14 protein-coding genes and 1 pseudogene are annotated in these 15,386 nt (G+C 41.2%); 4 read left to right on the top strand and 11 right to left on the bottom strand.

Going from position 1 to position 15,386, the window contains the following annotated elements; genetic code table 11:
* The first annotated feature begins 268 nt into the window (after positions 1–268).
* Positions 269–589 (top strand): hypothetical protein, encoded by a 321-nt coding sequence (locus HP548_RS04000; RefSeq protein WP_175380956.1) that lies wholly within the window; start codon positions 269–271, stop codon positions 587–589.
* Positions 590–759: 170 nt separating this feature from the next.
* Here the strand turns inward: HP548_RS04000 and HP548_RS34060 are convergent, their stop codons facing one another.
* Positions 760–831, bottom strand: a complete 72-nt coding sequence (locus HP548_RS34060; RefSeq protein ID WP_409347645.1) for a hypothetical protein — start codon at positions 829–831, stop codon at positions 760–762.
* Positions 832–1,169: 338 nt separating this feature from the next.
* On the opposite strand from HP548_RS34060, the gene HP548_RS34055 reads away from it, so the two are divergent.
* The gene (locus HP548_RS34055; protein WP_175380954.1) at positions 1,170–1,502 is read left to right on the top strand and encodes an HhH-GPD family protein; all 333 of its coding nucleotides are present in this window, start codon (positions 1,170–1,172) and stop codon (positions 1,500–1,502) included.
* Between the two features lie 337 nt (positions 1,503–1,839).
* Here the strand turns inward: HP548_RS34055 and HP548_RS03985 are convergent, their stop codons facing one another.
* The 8 genes from HP548_RS03985 to HP548_RS03950 form a co-directional block, all read right to left on the bottom strand.
* On the bottom strand, positions 1,840–3,519 hold the full coding sequence (locus HP548_RS03985; protein WP_175380953.1) for a DNA cytosine methyltransferase: 1,680 nt from the start codon (positions 3,517–3,519) through the stop codon (positions 1,840–1,842).
* 158 nt (positions 3,520–3,677) lie between these two features.
* The gene (locus HP548_RS03980; RefSeq protein ID WP_175380952.1) at positions 3,678–4,427 is read right to left on the bottom strand and encodes a DUF6339 family protein; all 750 of its coding nucleotides are present in this window, start codon (positions 4,425–4,427) and stop codon (positions 3,678–3,680) included.
* Between the two features lie 11 nt (positions 4,428–4,438).
* The gene (locus tag HP548_RS03975) at positions 4,439–5,296 is read right to left on the bottom strand and encodes a hypothetical protein (protein ID WP_175380951.1); all 858 of its coding nucleotides are present in this window, start codon (positions 5,294–5,296) and stop codon (positions 4,439–4,441) included.
* Positions 5,286–7,253 carry a hypothetical protein gene (locus tag HP548_RS03970; RefSeq protein WP_175380950.1) on the bottom strand — a complete coding sequence of 656 codons (1,968 nt, stop codon included), beginning with the start codon at positions 7,251–7,253 and terminating at the stop codon, positions 5,286–5,288. The genes HP548_RS03975 and HP548_RS03970 overlap by 11 nt, the downstream gene beginning before the upstream one ends.
* Positions 7,250–8,305 carry a DNA cytosine methyltransferase gene (locus tag HP548_RS03965; RefSeq protein ID WP_175380949.1) on the bottom strand — a complete coding sequence of 352 codons (1,056 nt, stop codon included), beginning with the start codon at positions 8,303–8,305 and terminating at the stop codon, positions 7,250–7,252. Before HP548_RS03965 ends, HP548_RS03970 begins: the two co-directional genes overlap by 4 nt.
* A gap of 165 nt (positions 8,306–8,470) precedes the next feature.
* On the bottom strand, positions 8,471–9,376 hold the full coding sequence (locus HP548_RS03960; protein WP_175380948.1) for an HNH endonuclease: 906 nt from the start codon (positions 9,374–9,376) through the stop codon (positions 8,471–8,473).
* A gap of 133 nt (positions 9,377–9,509) precedes the next feature.
* Positions 9,510–11,237 (bottom strand): 23S rRNA (uracil(1939)-C(5))-methyltransferase RlmD, encoded by a 1,728-nt coding sequence (rlmD, locus tag HP548_RS03955; protein ID WP_175381012.1) that lies wholly within the window; start codon positions 11,235–11,237, stop codon positions 9,510–9,512.
* Positions 11,238–11,345: 108 nt separating this feature from the next.
* Positions 11,346–12,227 carry a diacylglycerol kinase gene (locus HP548_RS03950; RefSeq protein ID WP_063568189.1) on the bottom strand — a complete coding sequence of 294 codons (882 nt, stop codon included), beginning with the start codon at positions 12,225–12,227 and terminating at the stop codon, positions 11,346–11,348.
* A gap of 471 nt (positions 12,228–12,698) precedes the next feature.
* Between HP548_RS03950 and HP548_RS03945 the strand changes: the two are divergent.
* Positions 12,699–13,172 (top strand): annotated as a pseudogene (locus HP548_RS03945) (NPP1 family protein); the annotation flags it as partial.
* A gap of 66 nt (positions 13,173–13,238) precedes the next feature.
* Here HP548_RS03945 and HP548_RS03940 read toward each other — a convergent pair.
* Complete coding sequence (locus tag HP548_RS03940) at positions 13,239–13,655, bottom strand: DUF4395 domain-containing protein (RefSeq protein WP_175380947.1); 417 nt, start codon at positions 13,653–13,655, stop codon at positions 13,239–13,241.
* Between the two features lie 75 nt (positions 13,656–13,730).
* Complete coding sequence (locus HP548_RS03935; protein WP_175380946.1) at positions 13,731–14,657, bottom strand: ketopantoate reductase family protein; 927 nt, start codon at positions 14,655–14,657, stop codon at positions 13,731–13,733.
* Positions 14,658–14,825: 168 nt separating this feature from the next.
* Here HP548_RS03935 and HP548_RS03930 point away from each other — a divergent pair, with 168 nt between their 5' ends.
* Positions 14,826–15,386 carry a TetR/AcrR family transcriptional regulator gene (locus HP548_RS03930; RefSeq protein WP_175380945.1) on the top strand — a complete coding sequence of 187 codons (561 nt, stop codon included), beginning with the start codon at positions 14,826–14,828 and terminating at the stop codon, positions 15,384–15,386.

Genomic DNA, 15,386 nt, shown 5'->3' with positions numbered 1-15,386 from the left:
ACGAAGGGATTCAGCTATTTTTCGAATCGAGTTCTCATTGGTTTTTGAAGGGATTAGTTTCGCCTTCTGGAAAGTGACCGCGGCGTTAAGTCTTCAGATCGTACGCTATTTTGAATCGCTCATTTCCTCCAAACACGTGCTTGTATTTATCGTTGACGATTCAGTACTCAGGCGAAACCGGAGGTGAAAAGTAGAGCTACTGGCACGTGTATTTGACCATTCCATGCGGTTGTAAGCTTGTTCGATCGGGCTTTAAAAGCCGGCTTCATTGCGGATTACGTGCTCATGGACAGCAAGTTTACGCAAGCTACTGCTTCGCCAGCTCACAGACAGAGGTCTGCCTGTGTTGGAACAAATCATGGAAATGATATGGCGATATTTCGTACAGGGACAGCGAAAACACATCAAAGGTTCCGTGGTTGTGCATACTTCGTGCGGTCTGCCCGTGAAACTTGTTTTTGCTCGCAACTGGAATAAAAGACGTGAGCAGCTTACCACCTTAATACAGACGTCACGCTGGATGCGACTGAAATTGTACGAATTTACGGCATGCGTTGGAGTATTGAATCCTATTTTAAGAGCTAATTGAAACTGGGAATCGAATTTCAAGAAAGCTATTTTGACCAACTGACTAGCTATCAAGAAATCCTCACTCGTCTGCATCTGCAATATTATCCAAATCTCACTGTCTGACTGAAGACTTTTTGTCTTTCTTAGAAATAACCGTTAGACATTTGCACTGGGAAAAAGAAGCTGTTTTCAAGCAAAACCAAATCTGCCCAAGTCAGACTTATTTCTCTCTTCATTGGGATTTTTGGTATCCAGTCTCATAGCCTCAACTAGCTCAGAAGTGGCCATTCCATTGCCATTATCGAGCATGCAAAAACAAGCACTGGCTCTTCAAGCATCTGAATATGTACCTCCGAGGCCCCATCTGCAATACTATTATCTAAAACATCGGCTACAGCTACAATCAAATGTATATCCTACTTCACGTAGTGACATTATAAAATTTCTAAGGTTTGGACTTACGACTTCTTTTTTATATTTCCACACCTTTACGCTATGCTTATGGATTATTAAATATTGAATTTCAGAAGTGCCTTTGCTTATGTTAATCGGCCAAGGTTTAATTTAAAATTAGTGTACAAACTGCAAAAAGGTGAAAAATGAAAAAAACATCCTTCTTTTGGATTACTCTGAGACTATGGTTTAAGCAAAATCAAAGGATTTATCGCTGGCGTAATACCAAAAACCCATACCACGTACTCATCGCCGAATTTTTACTTCAACAGACCCAGGTAAGGAAGGTTGAAGAAGTGTATAATTCTCTGCTCTCTAGTTTCCCTACTGTGCAAAAACTGTCTAAGGCTTCAGAATCAAAGCTGATTGAAATAATTAGTCCTATTGGTCTAATTTACCGCGCATTTAGAATTAAATCAACAGCTATCCAAATAACTGCTAATTTTAATGGAAAAGTTCCAGATAATCTGATACACTAATAAAATTTCCTGGGATTGGAGACTATATTGCCAACGCAGTGCTCTGTTATGCCTATCACAAGAACAGTACCTATCGATACTAATGTCATTAGATTATTTATTAGGTTCTTTGACCTCAAATCTGACAAATCCCGTCCAAGAACAGATAAAATACTTGCTTCGAAGATTAGAGACTTGTATAGTTTCAACTTTGACTTCAAAACAGCGAATTTAGCTGTATTAGACTTCGCAGGAATCATTTGTACAACAGTCAATCCCAAATGTAAAGAGTGTCCTCTTAATATTCAATGTAATTATTATATAGAAGAATCCCTGCTCTAATAGAGCAGGGATTTTTCTATATATCTACAGTTTGTGGTAATGTAATTATTTCTTTTAAAGATTTTATTGGAGAACGCCCTAAATAATAGAGAAGTTGATCTGCCACTGCTCTCCCTAACAGAGGTGGTACCGCATTCCCTACTTGCTGATATTGAGCATCCTTTGATCCCATAAATACAAAGTTATCAGGGAAAGTTTGTAACCTAGCTGCTTCTCTTATACTTACCGCCCTATCTTTTACAGGATGGATCCACATAGATTTCCTAATATTCAGAACAGTTCCCGAAGGATTATTATAATTTAAGCGCAGATATACAGTATTTTGTGTTCGTTGTGGATTAGAATAGGTACCTTTATATGAATCATCTAAGTGGTGAAAATTTTGTCCCTGTTGCAGCATCTGAAATCTCTGAAGTGCAGTTTCCCTTGTATCAGTCATAATGTGGTTATGAACATTTCCCAAGCCTGCCTGTAAATACGTTAACAGTGGGTTTCTATTTATCATAGTTGCTTTTGTAAGAGGCTGCTGATCATCTTCCATAAGAACGTAAGGCCATACATTTTCAAGATCTTCTATCGCATCTTTCACAGTGTAAAATTGTTCCGGATTTCTGATAATTGGCTCAGGGAGTCTTACTTCATTCTGCTCACACAACCCATTTTTCACACCAACAAGAAACAATCGCTCTCTTTGTTGAGGTGCTCCAAAATTAGCTGAATTTAGAACCAGCTGATCCTCGTTGAATTTATAGCCTAAACTCTTGAATTTCGCTTTTAGGTAATCTAATACGATGTATGTTTGAAGATTCACGATTATTTCATTATCGATTGTATAAAATTGATCAACTATTAAACCATTAGTTTCTATCTCTCCAGCTCGCATAATAATCTGCTGGATAATGATAACTTCATTAAGACATGAGAATACCTCTTCTAATGGGCTCTCCTCATCCTGTAAAAGATCTTTTAACTGCATCCACTTCTCTTTATACTCTGGACACCAATAATAGTCATGTAGTTTTTCCCAATTCTCATAAAAATTCTTAATCGCGCTGCGAGTTTTCTTAAGATATAACTCTGCTTCTTTTTTCTTACGGTTTAAGTGATTTAGTTTAGAAAATAGAATCTTATCCAAGACTTCATACTTTGCAAAAGGGGCACGCAATGATTCATTTAAGAAATCTAACAGCTCAGTCTTGAATGAAGTCACTTCCCCAAGAGAGACTTTTTCTTCAGATGTTACTATGCCCATTCCAACAATCTCCTGCTCATCATGGGATGACAAGAAAAACTTATGTTTACTGGATTTAAGTTCTTTAACATTTTCTAATACAAAACCATCTGGATTAAGCAATTTTATAGCTTTTACAAATTCTTTAACTAGCTGATTATTAGCCGAAATTAGTGAGGCCTTCTGTCTATTGGCATTTGAGAATCCTTGACAAGGCGGTCCTCCAAATACAATATCAACTTTTTCTGTACCTTTTCTCTTACATTCATCTAATATCAAATTGTAATCAACATTTTGAATATCACCAAATAACTCCACATCAGGATGATTAGCTAAATAAGTTTGTTGAGCTGATGCATTGTTCTCAACTGCTGCTATTATTTCCACATGACCGGTCTGTATGAAACCTAAACTCAAGCCTCCTGCTCCAGAGAAAAGATCAACAGCCGTTAACTTACCACTCATTTCTGTGAACCCTCCTCAGTCAAGAACGCGCGTTCCCTTTAGATGCAGCTTATCATAATCAAGTATAAAAAACAAACCATTTTCTTAATTAAAGAACTACATTGTACTGCAAATTAATATTGCTGACTAGTACAAAAAGTCTGCCATATGGCAGACCGTCAGTCTTCAGATAAGAGAGAATTTAGCTTTGCTTCAAACAGTGTCTCTAACTCTGATCGATCAAGTGCATCTAGAATGGTAACTCCACCTAATTGGTTGATATACATCATCAGACTTCTGAAAACGTTCCTGCTTACTGCAACACCTTCGACCTTATCTTTCTGATGTATAACTGCTAATACAGCTCGAGTGATGTCCCTATTTCCGGAAAATACACGTTCAAGCAAACTTTGCGCAATATCCAACTTAGATAAGAGAATTGCAGTAAGTTCGAAAGGATCCTCCCTCTCCTCATCATATGATACATAGCCGTACCACCATAGTCGAGCAATTCCGTTACGGACAAGTGCCCTACCTTTGTTCGACATAAAAAAATAACGTTCCCTTATCGCATCTTCAGGTTTGCCCTTTTTTAAGTAGGATTCCACCGGCCATCTCTCTCGCATATAATTCCAAAAAGCTTGATGGGCTAGATAAGTCCACATTCGCTCATCGCATGCTTGAATTAAAGTTATATCTTTTAATGTAGAGTACACCTTTTTAGTATTTTCTAAATCAAAATGAACAGTGGAACTTATTGGCATGTGTAGGTCTATACCCTCTACTCGAATCTTTGAAGGAAAACTCCAAGACTGAGATCTAAAGTATTTATCCATCCAAGGGATATCAGATGAATAATACGGAATATTATGTTTTATATTTGATTTTATATCATCTAGTGAACTGTCACTTACATAATGTAAATTCAATCTTTAGCACCTCAATCTTCCTCTAAATTCATTAATACTGAAAAAGACTGACTAAGTGGATCTCCAATCAGTTTCTGTGCAATGGAGATTGTAGACTCCTGCTCAAAACTGTGAGAACCTAATTCTATTCCAAAATCCTTTAGTCTCAGCAAAATGACCTGATACCAACGGCATTCTTCATAGTCAATATCCGTCTCTTCGTGTCTTAGCGTCTCAAGAATGGATACTAGAGCCGGAATAACAATTAAAGAAGATAGGATTGGTTGAAAGTTAGAATTTAAAGAAATAGACTTATAATAATCAAAGTTTTCTTCGGACAGTTTAATGATAATTTTATTTCCTGATGAATCTACTTCAATAGCTTGAGCATCATCACTACGATTAGGTTGAATAGAGAAAATTGATGGAATTCGCTTTAATGGATCTATGTCTTTTTCAGCAAAAAATGATCTTTCAGCATCAATAGCAAGAATATCTCCCTTACTAATTTGAAAGCTGTAGCCTTCATAGTCAGGATGAAACTCCGTTAGTTCATAATTTTGTATATCTTCGACAGCTATAATAAATGCACAGATTTGCACTTTCCCTTCAATATCTTGAGCAGGAAGATTGAAGGAGAAATCATTATCAAAAGAAGAGAATATTTTACGATAACGCGTTGTTTGGCATTCAAAATGAAATGCAAACTTAGCCTTATGGTCCTGTATAAGCTCGTTTATCCCATCACTGCTTGTGACACAGTTTGCATTAAAAATATATAAACTGTTTGTTTTAGTATTTTTAAGGGAAGCCTGAAAATCACTGTTTGTAAAATCATCAGAAGTGTAAGAAAGAACAGGATGTGGGAACTGTCTTGAACTAATTTGCATAGATAGCCACCTCCAGAGCACACCGTAGTGGTTCTTTAAGTGTAATAGTTATCACCGTTCGCTCGTTCTTATCAAAGCGCACTGGACCGATTTTCACATTATTCTCTATATGCATATTCTCTCCAAACTGCTTAGCTGAACGTACTTCAGCCTTTTCTCCTCCTACTTCCCCTATAATATTTACCCCAACGTATCCATACCCTTCCTCGTTAGAATTAAGTGTCATCTTATACTCACCTTTAGCAGGATTAGTACAAAAAATTCTAGATTGGGTTATACGCAGGTTTTTATTTATTTTAGGCTGTAACTGTTTCTCTTCTCCTGTATGTTCCAGGTCAGTATTATTATCTTCACCCGATTTATTGTCTTCAGACGGATCATGTACTTCTGAATCTTCCTTCTCTTCCTCTTCCTTTTCCTCGTTGCTCTGTTCAATATTGTTATCAAACGAGTCTATATTATCAATATCTAGGTCCATACCAGAATCAAGATCGCTTTCTTCCGCTTCTTCTTGTTCCTTATTGTATCCTGGTAAATCCCCTTCACTTATTATATTTACAGTATTCGGCTTGCTCTGCCGGTAATTTACTTGGAGCTCAATTTCTTTCGGCTCACTCTTCTCTCCCTCTTCTTCAGCTAATGCAGGAGACGAATTAGTTTCCTCTCCTTTATCGGGGAGAAAGTCACTTAGCCCCTCAACATCTAATTCTTCAGCAGCATCTCCCAGCGTAATTGATCTTATCTGCTCGTTCATCCAACCATATAATTTTTTTATTATCCCTTTTGCATAACTCGGATCATCATGCCGTTCAGCTTCCCAAGCCGTATGCGTAGGAGGCTCTATCTTTCGAAGAAATTCATTAATTTCGTCTCCATCTGCAATCAACACACCGGAGAATTTAAATGGAGTTCGGAAGCTGCCTTTATCATAGATCTTCATCCCTGTACTTCTAACCATTGCAACTCGTTTGGGTGCATCTTTACCGGGCAGGATGTACATTCGAATCTCCCCAAGACCCTCAAAGTTATCATTCGAAAATTTGGAAGTATTAGACAGAGTGTAAGCCTCATAATAAGTAAAAGACAAGCAATCTGCCTCACCTTTGGTATACTGGCCCAGTATACCAGGAATCGTTTCGGCGTTTATCTCTGTTTCTCCAACTTTCACTATCAACTTTTGATCCAGAATTGCAACGAAAAAGCTTTCTAAAACGGAGCGAATGACTTTAGTCTCCCAATCTTTTTCCGCATTGAATCCCGCTATAAATATATCAGTCCCGACTTCTTCTCTTCTGAAAAACTCATTGATTTCTTCTTTATTAAGTAACGGCTCATTTTTCTCTTTTTGACCATAATAACCAGTCCCCTGAGTAGGCTCCCCGTGCTCATTATAGTGAGTGACCAGCTTGGCAACCCCTTGGAACGCCTCAATGCCTTTTTGATCTTTAGTACTGTAAAAAACAGTCCTAAGGTCGGAGCATGCAAAAGGAGCGTGTTTTCCAATGCCGAAGGAACCTCCAGACTTGGAATCTTTGTTTGATGAGCCAACAGACTTGATTAAATTATGCCATCCTCCTTGATGGCCTTGATCTGCTCCTGTTAGTCCCGTTGTATTGTAGTCACTTATTTTCAAGAATTTGATCGTTTCAGACTGCATAACGTTTAGTGCCTGCTCAAAAAAGCTGACTGTTTTCGCATTCTCATTCCAGTAATCCATACTTTGATTCAGAACATTAATGAAAATGTCTTTTCTTGGGAAGACCGAAGCAGGAAGTTCTTTAATTTCAAACTCTACTCTAACAGGTTCGATACTCCCAGAAACTCTAGCATCACAAGAATTCTGGTTAATCTCTCGGGCGAGTGAATCCCATGGGTTCCCCTTAAATGTTTCTATTCCGGCATCGTTTAACCCGGTAACTTGTCCGTAGTTGTTAGGTGGAAAATTCCAATTTATCATCGTCTTGCTCCCTGCTCAGTTAAGTTTCTTCTACATTCTGCTGCTAACATCTGCACCAAGTCTACTGTGACTGCGTTGCCAACCTGCTTGTATTGCTTGCCTTTAGGCATACCTTTCGGAAAAGAAAAAAAGGAATCTTGAAATCCTTGTAGCCTAGCACATTCAATAGGTGATAGCTTCCTTATTCCCCAATCATCCTTGATTACCGGTACGTTGTGCCCACCTTCCCCCATATTTGCAGTCAGGGTAAAAGTAGCAGCACTCTTATTTTCACGTACATATGCACGCCGCAGAAGATAAACTGAATCCTCATTTCCTTCAGCTATTTTCTCAGCAAACATCCTACCATACTTACTATTCTCGTCAAAATAATATTCTTCGTCTGCTTTTTGCTGAATATCAAGATATGATCTTACTTCGTTCATTTCTTCTACAGGACCAGGGAACTTAAATGTATTCATTTTAAAATGCTCCTGCGAAAAAGCAACCATATAGAGACGTTCCCTATTTTGTGGGATATCTGTATGTTCCTTAGTATTTAGGACTACTGCATTACTACGTTTGGTTATCAAGTTACCTTTTTGATCCAGAGGAACTCTGAACCAATAACCAGCTCTTTTTAGTTCTTCTTCAATTGTATTAATTGTGTTTTTATTGTCGTGGTAAATTAAATTTTTCACATTTTCTAATACAATGATTTTAGGTTTTCGCTCACCAAACTCTTTTATTAATCGGATAATCTCAAAAAACAACTGTCCTCGTGGATCTTTAAATCCCAGTTTGTTACCCGCAAGGGAAAAAGACTGACACGGAAAGCCAGCAGTTAGAACGTCTACCGGCTCCAGCTCATCAGCTTGTACCGAAAGTTCTTCTACGGATTTCTCGATCAGTCTAGTTTCCGGGTAATTATGCCGATATGTCTGAGATGCATAGCTGTCCAATTCATTTGCCCATACAACATTAAAGCCTTCATTCTTGAAAGATCGGCAGAATCCACCAATCCCTGCAAAAAGACTACCTACCGTATATTGATTTTGCATAATCAAATCCAAAGATGCCCCACTCCAAAATTAAATTTCGTTCATTTATATAATGATATATTTAATAATAGATGAGTTTCAGAGAAAATGTAAGACATCTACGTATTAGAAAGATGACGCTAAACAGAAAATCTTTAACTTAAAAATAATATGCAATAAGGTTAGTTCATTGAGAAACTATTTCTTATTAATTCTATTTATTCTTTTTTGTAACTCTTCTACTGACATAACTATGTCCCTCTGACGATGAATCATACTATGACAATTAGAGCATAAAGGTATTAAATCTATTGCGGGGTCTATATTTTGTTGTTCTTCACTTATTTTAGATAACGGAGTGATATGGTGAACCTCAATAAAATGTCGTGCCAAGTCACTCCCATAAAATTCATTAAAGTTAAATCCGCAAGCTTTACAAGTCGTCCCATGGATCTCTATTGCTTTAGCTCGATTCTTTAAACTGCGTTCATAACTAACATGAACTTTAACTCTTTTTTCTCCTTCTTTATCTGGAATGAATCTTTCTTCTGAAAAGTTTGTTTTATTTTGTTCTGTCGAAAGTGATTTTAAACCAATAGCTAGACTATAAGAAGTAGCTAGAATAAATGTACTTGGTTTATCTGTGTTTATTTTGTAATCGACTAGAAATACCCTACCGTAATAGACGAAAGGAGTGTGATGAATATCCCGATAAAAGAGATAAATTGAATCATTGTTTAATTCTGAATTTATTAATCGTTGGTCGTTACTATGATTAGTTTCCCCTTCCATATGTAGGATGCCCTCTTCAATGAAATAATTCTTATATTGGGTATCTAATTTTTGTTTAATATTTGTTACAAATAGGATAATTTTATCTTCATCAGCAGGAGTGAATATCCCCCGGCTAATTGCTTGTCTTCCTTTATATCCCCATGTTGAAGATAAGAAGTCGCGGTCATATTCTTTACCCATCTCTATATAATCCATGTTAAATGGCATTCCTCTCCTCCTATAGATGTTATTTCTTTTATTTAATAATATAGCACTATATTGTTGTATTGCCTCATCCAGCAACAAGCCACCCAGTTCTCTTATTTTCATGAATAAGCTTGAAATAATGTAAAAAAGCTAAACAGCCTTCTTCCAGATTATCGGAAGAATTACCGTTTAGCTTTTTTATAATTAGTATTTTCTAACTAGCCTCTTAATCTTTTAATAATAGACCAAACCTAATTTATTTCCTGTCCAACACCGCCACGCTCTCCACATGCACCGTATGTGGAAACATGTCCACCGGCGTCACCTCAACCGTGCGATACCCGCCATCCTCTAGCACACGCAGATCACGTGCCAGCGTACTCGGATTACAGCTCACATACACCACACGCTCCGGCTTCATCTCCAGAATCGTGTCCAACAAACGCGGATCGCAGCCTTTCCGCGGTGGATCGACAACGATGACGTCTGCTTCAATGCCTTGTTCTTTCCAGCGTGGAATGACATCTTCGGAAGCACCGACTTCGAACTTGACGTTCTTCATCTCGTTCAACATCGCATTGCTGCGTGCGTCTTCGATCGCTTCAGGCACAATCTCTACCCCGTACACCTGATCCGCATGTTGCGCGAGGAAAAGAGAGATCGTACCGATGCCGCAATAAGCATCAATGACTGTTTCTTTTCCGCTCAGCTCGGCGTACTCTACCGTCTTCCCGTACAGCACTTCTGTCTGTACTGGATTCACCTGATAGAACGAACGCGCCGAAATCGCAAACTGTACATCCCCGATATAATCGTAGATCACATCACGGCCCCACAGGACGCGAGTTTCATCGCCAAATATAACATTGGTCTGCTTTTTGTTAACGTTCTGGCAAATGCTCGCCACATGCGGGATCGCTTCACGGATACTACCGATCCATGCATCCTTGTGTGGGATGTCGCGGCCATTCGTGACCAGAACTAGCATCATCTCACCTGTACGGAATGCCTTTTTCACGACCACATGACGCAGTAGGCCGCGGCCTGTCTCTTCGTTGTACGCACTAATACCGAGATGGCTGCCTAGCTCCTTGACCTTGGCGACGACTTCATCGTTATGCTCATGCTGAATGAGACAGGTCTCCATGTCGATGATCCGATGACTTCCCTTGGCGTAAAAACCACCTACCAGACCACCCTCGGCTGCTCCAATCGGCACCTGTGCCTTATTCCGATAGCGCCATGGCTCGTCCATACCCAGGGTAGGCAGCACACGAATGCCCTGCTCGGCATCTTCTTCATTCATGACACCTTCCATGCGAAGGCGGATACGGTTGCTGCCATTCATTTGTTCTTCAGGAGAGATTTGTTCAGTTTGAATCGCCTGCTCCTCATCCTCCACCAACACATTCAGCTTGCCGATCCGCTGCAAATTATCCACTACGAGCTGGCGTTTCCACGCAAGCTGTCCGGCGTAACTCATATGCTGGATCTGGCATCCGCCGCATTGATCATAGATCGGGCAAGGTGCGGATACACGATCCGGACTGGCCTTCACGATCTCCAGCAGTTTGGCGTAGCCGTACTGCTTCTTGGTTTTCATCACTCTTACGCGTACAGTTTCGCCCGGAAGCGCACCTTGCACGAACAGCGTGTATCCATTGGCACGGCCGACACCTTCACCGTCATGGTTCATGCCGATGATATCGATGACGGTCTCTTCATTTTTGCTTACAGGAAGTCCTTCGATTGGTGCAGATTCACGTTCCCGTCCCTTCGGACGAACGGCAGAAAGAGATGCGCCTTGTGGCCGCACCTCTTTCCCTTGCTGACGTGTAGATGGACGAGATGATTTGCTCGGCTGGCGGGAGGCTGAAGCATTCCCTTGCCCCTGAGAGGCAGCCGAATTCCGGCGGTTTTTTCCACGACCGCTGCGGTTCGTATTAGACAACGTACATTCACTTCTTTCTTCATATATGTTCATCCCTTGTGCAAGGGAGATTCCATTCATTTTCAGGCACCATGAGATTATACGTGATCCCACTGCCCACGGCAACAGGAAATCACATTTTCTCCCCGATCCATACTACGCTTAACGATACAACATCAGGTGATGACGCAGGTTCTTGAATGTCGCAGGCAATGTGCCGCCTAACTCGCCATCCAGGTTCAACTGTACATAGCCCGGCGACGTTACTTCCATATAATCCGTTTGGAAATGAACGACTTTCTTATCATTCAGATGTTCACCACGCAGCGCAAGGGTTACGAGGCGAATCATATCAGCCAGATTACATTTGCGCACACCGATCACATCGAACAGACCATCATCAATGGTGGCACCTGGAGCCAACTTCTCGAAGCCCCCGACAGAGTTTGTATTGGCAATGAGGAACAGCATGAATTCATCATGAATTTCTTCCTGACCCGCAGCACGGATAACCAACTCCTGCGGAGATAGGCTCGCCATTTTCTCAATACCCTTCATATAGTAGGCCAGTTGCCCAATCATCGTTTTCAGACGGCTTGGCACCTCATAGGTCAGTTCGGTTAACGAACCCCCGCCTGCAATATTGATAAAATATTTATCATTTGCCTTGCCCAGATCGAGCGGACGAAGCTGCTGGTTAATGACCAGATCGACGTAATCTTCCCACTGTCTTGGAATACCGAGCGCACGCGCAAAATCATTGGTTGTTCCCAGAGGGAATACACCAAGCGGAGGACGATTCTCCCGCTCGGCCATGCCGTTGATGACTTCATACAATGTACCGTCGCCACCAGCGGCAATAATCATGTCATATCCCCGTTCAATCGCCAGCTCCGCTTCTCGGGTTGCATCTCCCTCACCCGTTGTTGCGTGACACGAGGCTTCGATACCACCTTGATCCAAACGCTGCAAAATATCTGCCAGACGTTTCTTCATTTCTTCCCGGCCTGAGGTCGGATTATATATCAAGCGAGCCTTTTTCATCTCATACGCCACCTATTCCACATTATCCATGAGTCTGAACGACCTCATATTCTTACTATCTGAGAGTGACCGTAGTCGGGCATCATTTTACACAATGACTCACGTCCGTTAATCCTGCCCCAACACTTTTCTCTACTTATATATATGCATAAGGAATTCCGTCTCATTCCAAAGCCTTTATGTACTATCATATCATCAAATGTAAAGATGTCCTAGCCTGTGATACATAAGTAATTATTTTCATATCGATTATAACGAAATTTTACATCTGGATAATAATAACGATTAAACCTAAAGAACTATCCCACTCCAGCAATGACGAGCATGCTCTCTGTTCACTTCCGAACTTGTCTATCCTTTACAAAATAAACCTCTAGCACTCCTCTTGAATCTAATCCTATGGATTTCCTGTCATTTATAACCATCCATCACCATTCTGCCCGCTTGGGCCGGAAATAGTCTAATACCCTCTCAAATCATGAGGACTGCAGCTCAAGCAGAGGCCAAGTGTACTCGCGTTCGGCATGGCACAATGGCGTATGGGCTATTATGTACGCATGGTACTTCCCGAAAGACTCCCCTTCCTCCGGTCTCGGCCATCGTCATGACTGGGAAGGTATCGTTGTATGGGTAGACAATCCCGCAGCACCAAATCCTCAAATCCTCTCCATCGCCTATTCAGGACATGGGCAGTTCACGAATGTTGCACCAAGTAACACGAACCTGAACGGTACGAATCCTTTGATTAGTTACAACAGTACTTGGCCTCTAAACCATGAGCTTGGTGTTACTGGAACCGTCGGCGGAATGCAGCCTTTGATCGGCTGGGATGATCTGACGTCTGCGGCACGCTATGCTCTGAATACGACCGATTTTGGCAGTGCTAATGTTCCGTTGAACGACAGCAATTTTACAAACAATTTAAACAAGGCCAGGTTTAGATAAAAAAAGTAAAATCCCCTTCAAGTAGACACAGAACTTGGAGGGGAGTGTTTTGCAATCACATATAGTTTAAAAACCAATCTTTCTGCCAGCTCGGAGATGTTTATACCAAAAATATACGGTGCAGCCCACACAGTAACCGAGCAATGCAGCACTTGCAGCCAGGAGAAGCATCGACGAGAAAATATAACCTGCTACCTGCCAACCAAGGCCGAATGAGACAAGTGCCAGCGTGAGAAATAATACGGCCAGAACATTGTTGAAGCGTTGCAGTTCCACTGCCTGTGTCTCTGTCCCTTTTCCCGTTAACACAGCCTTCCCAATCTGCACAAACAAATTAAGCTTGCCTCCGGATGCCAAACCAATGACTTGGATGATCCATAATGCTCCCAGAATTAACGGCTGGTTGAACAGAAATGACAGGACAACAAATAGGACAATCCCAATCTGGTTCGCTTTGACATAGCGCATAGGCACTTCCCGCATCTGCATATCTCCTTATCCCTATTTTATTAGTTGGTTTAATTGTAGTCGGGATCGGGACTTTGAGCAATAGTCATCTCATTTGAGATTAGAATATTCTTTTTTGAGCACATCCCAATGAGGAGTGGGCGTGCGGGAAGCCTTTTTCCAATCAGTAAATGCATTATCTAACGCCTCAATTTCCCCAAAGGAACCCGCAACCAGTTTATAGATCGGAAGCATACTATACATCTTCAGTAGAAGGTAAAACATCCGTTGATGTTTGCGAATCAGTTTGGCCTGAATCTCGGGTATAATCGTTATGCCCATAGCCTCAAGCACGCTAAAGCCCTCATCCATCGCCCCAATCATATGCTGGAGTTGCTTCCTGTTCCCGTCCAGCTTGATCATCTCATGCTTCTCATTAAAGCTCACCGCATTAAGCATCAGAATGGGCACAATATGGCTTTTCAGCCAGGCATCGATATCGTCCAAGTAATTCAACTTGTATTTCGTCTTCTCAAAAGCTTGATCCAGTATGGATTTAAATGCAATCTCACCGTCCAGCCCACCAATCACCATTTGCCCGCTTGCTCCACCAATGGATAACATCCGGTCTTCTTGCCGCCGCCCACCGCTGACCTGAAAACCAAAGGCGACCTTTTTCTCCACCTTGCTGTTTTCCTCCAAAAAGATTTGCATGCTTCGTGCATCTGCATTGTTGCCGACGATCACCAAGTTCCTGCTCTGATTAGCTGCCAAAATAGGCAATACCGATGGAAAATCGTTATACTTCATAACCACGAAAATAAGATCATATTCATCATTTTCTTCCAGCGCTCTTGTTACCCGAACCGGATCAATGGTCGTTTTAAACTGGAACACATGACGAATGACAATACCATCTCTCTCCAGTTCCTCTGCCCTCTTCCCTCTAGCCAGAATGGTGACGTCATTTCCCCCACGTACCAGAACCTGCGCCAACTGACTGCCCAGAACGCCTGCGCCATACACTAATATATTCATTAGTTATCCCTCTATTTCAAATTTTTATGGATATTCGTTGCTTTATCAACATTTGTTGATAAAATAAGAGTAACAAAGCATCTGCAACGCTTCAATCGCTAAAATATCCGTTATTGTTGAATAATCAACGAATGGATCCATATTGTTGAAAACATCAAAGGAGGAGCCATGGACAGACGAGTTGTCAAAACAAGAAAAGCCATAACCGATGCCTTTATCGGGTTGTTAGAAGAGCAGGATTTCGAGCAAATTACGATTAATGAGATTGCTGATCGGGCCAATGTGAACCGTGGTACCGTCTATTTGCACTACACGGACAAGTTTGATCTGCTAGATCAAAGCATTGAGACGTATTTGCAGCAGCTGGTAGAGAGCTGTATGGTGGAGAGTCCTACAACGCCCTTAACCATCAAGGACGCGTTGCTCCGCACCTTCCGTTACCTGGAGCTGCACGCCCCTGTTTATACCACCCTATTAACCCAAAAAGGCATTCCTGCCTTTCGAAACCGGCTGATGAAACTCCTGATTCAGGGAGTGGAAGAACAGATTGATGCGTGCGGCATTCACAAAGGAATTAACCGGGAGATCACTGTGCAATTTCTGGCTTCTGCCGCCACTGGCCTGCTGGAATGGTGGATTATGAATTCCATGCCTTATCCAGCCGAACAGATTGTTGAAGAACTGATGTCTTTGCTGGAGCTTCATCTGATTCTTCCTTCTCAGGTATAG

The organism is Paenibacillus taichungensis (assembly GCF_013359905.1).
In the GTDB taxonomy this organism is placed as follows: Bacteria; Bacillota; Bacilli; order Paenibacillales; family Paenibacillaceae; genus Paenibacillus; species Paenibacillus taichungensis.
This window is presented reverse-complemented; position numbering and strand designations above follow the sequence as displayed.

Excerpts from the sequence above, each read along its gene's own strand:
- rlmD (WP_175381012.1), bottom strand. The coding sequence starts at position 11,237 with ATGAACATATATGAAGAAAGAAGTGAATGTACGTTGTCTAATACGAAC.
- HP548_RS03930 (WP_175380945.1), top strand. The coding sequence starts at position 14,826 with ATGGACAGACGAGTTGTCAAAACAAGAAAAGCCATAACCGATGCCTTT.
- HP548_RS03985 (WP_175380953.1), bottom strand. The coding sequence starts at position 3,519 with ATGAGTGGTAAGTTAACGGCTGTTGATCTTTTCTCTGGAGCAGGAGGC.
- HP548_RS03935 (WP_175380946.1), bottom strand. The coding sequence starts at position 14,657 with ATGAATATATTAGTGTATGGCGCAGGCGTTCTGGGCAGTCAGTTGGCG.
- HP548_RS03950 (WP_063568189.1), bottom strand. The coding sequence starts at position 12,227 with ATGAAAAAGGCTCGCTTGATATATAATCCGACCTCAGGCCGGGAAGAA.
- HP548_RS03970 (WP_175380950.1), bottom strand. The coding sequence starts at position 7,253 with ATGATAAATTGGAATTTTCCACCTAACAACTACGGACAAGTTACCGGG.
- HP548_RS03940 (WP_175380947.1), bottom strand. The coding sequence starts at position 13,655 with ATGCGGGAAGTGCCTATGCGCTATGTCAAAGCGAACCAGATTGGGATT.
- HP548_RS03975 (WP_175380951.1), bottom strand. The coding sequence starts at position 5,296 with ATGCAAATTAGTTCAAGACAGTTCCCACATCCTGTTCTTTCTTACACT.
- HP548_RS34055 (WP_175380954.1), top strand. The coding sequence starts at position 1,170 with ATGAAAAAAACATCCTTCTTTTGGATTACTCTGAGACTATGGTTTAAG.
- HP548_RS03960 (WP_175380948.1), bottom strand. The coding sequence starts at position 9,376 with ATGAAAATAAGAGAACTGGGTGGCTTGTTGCTGGATGAGGCAATACAA.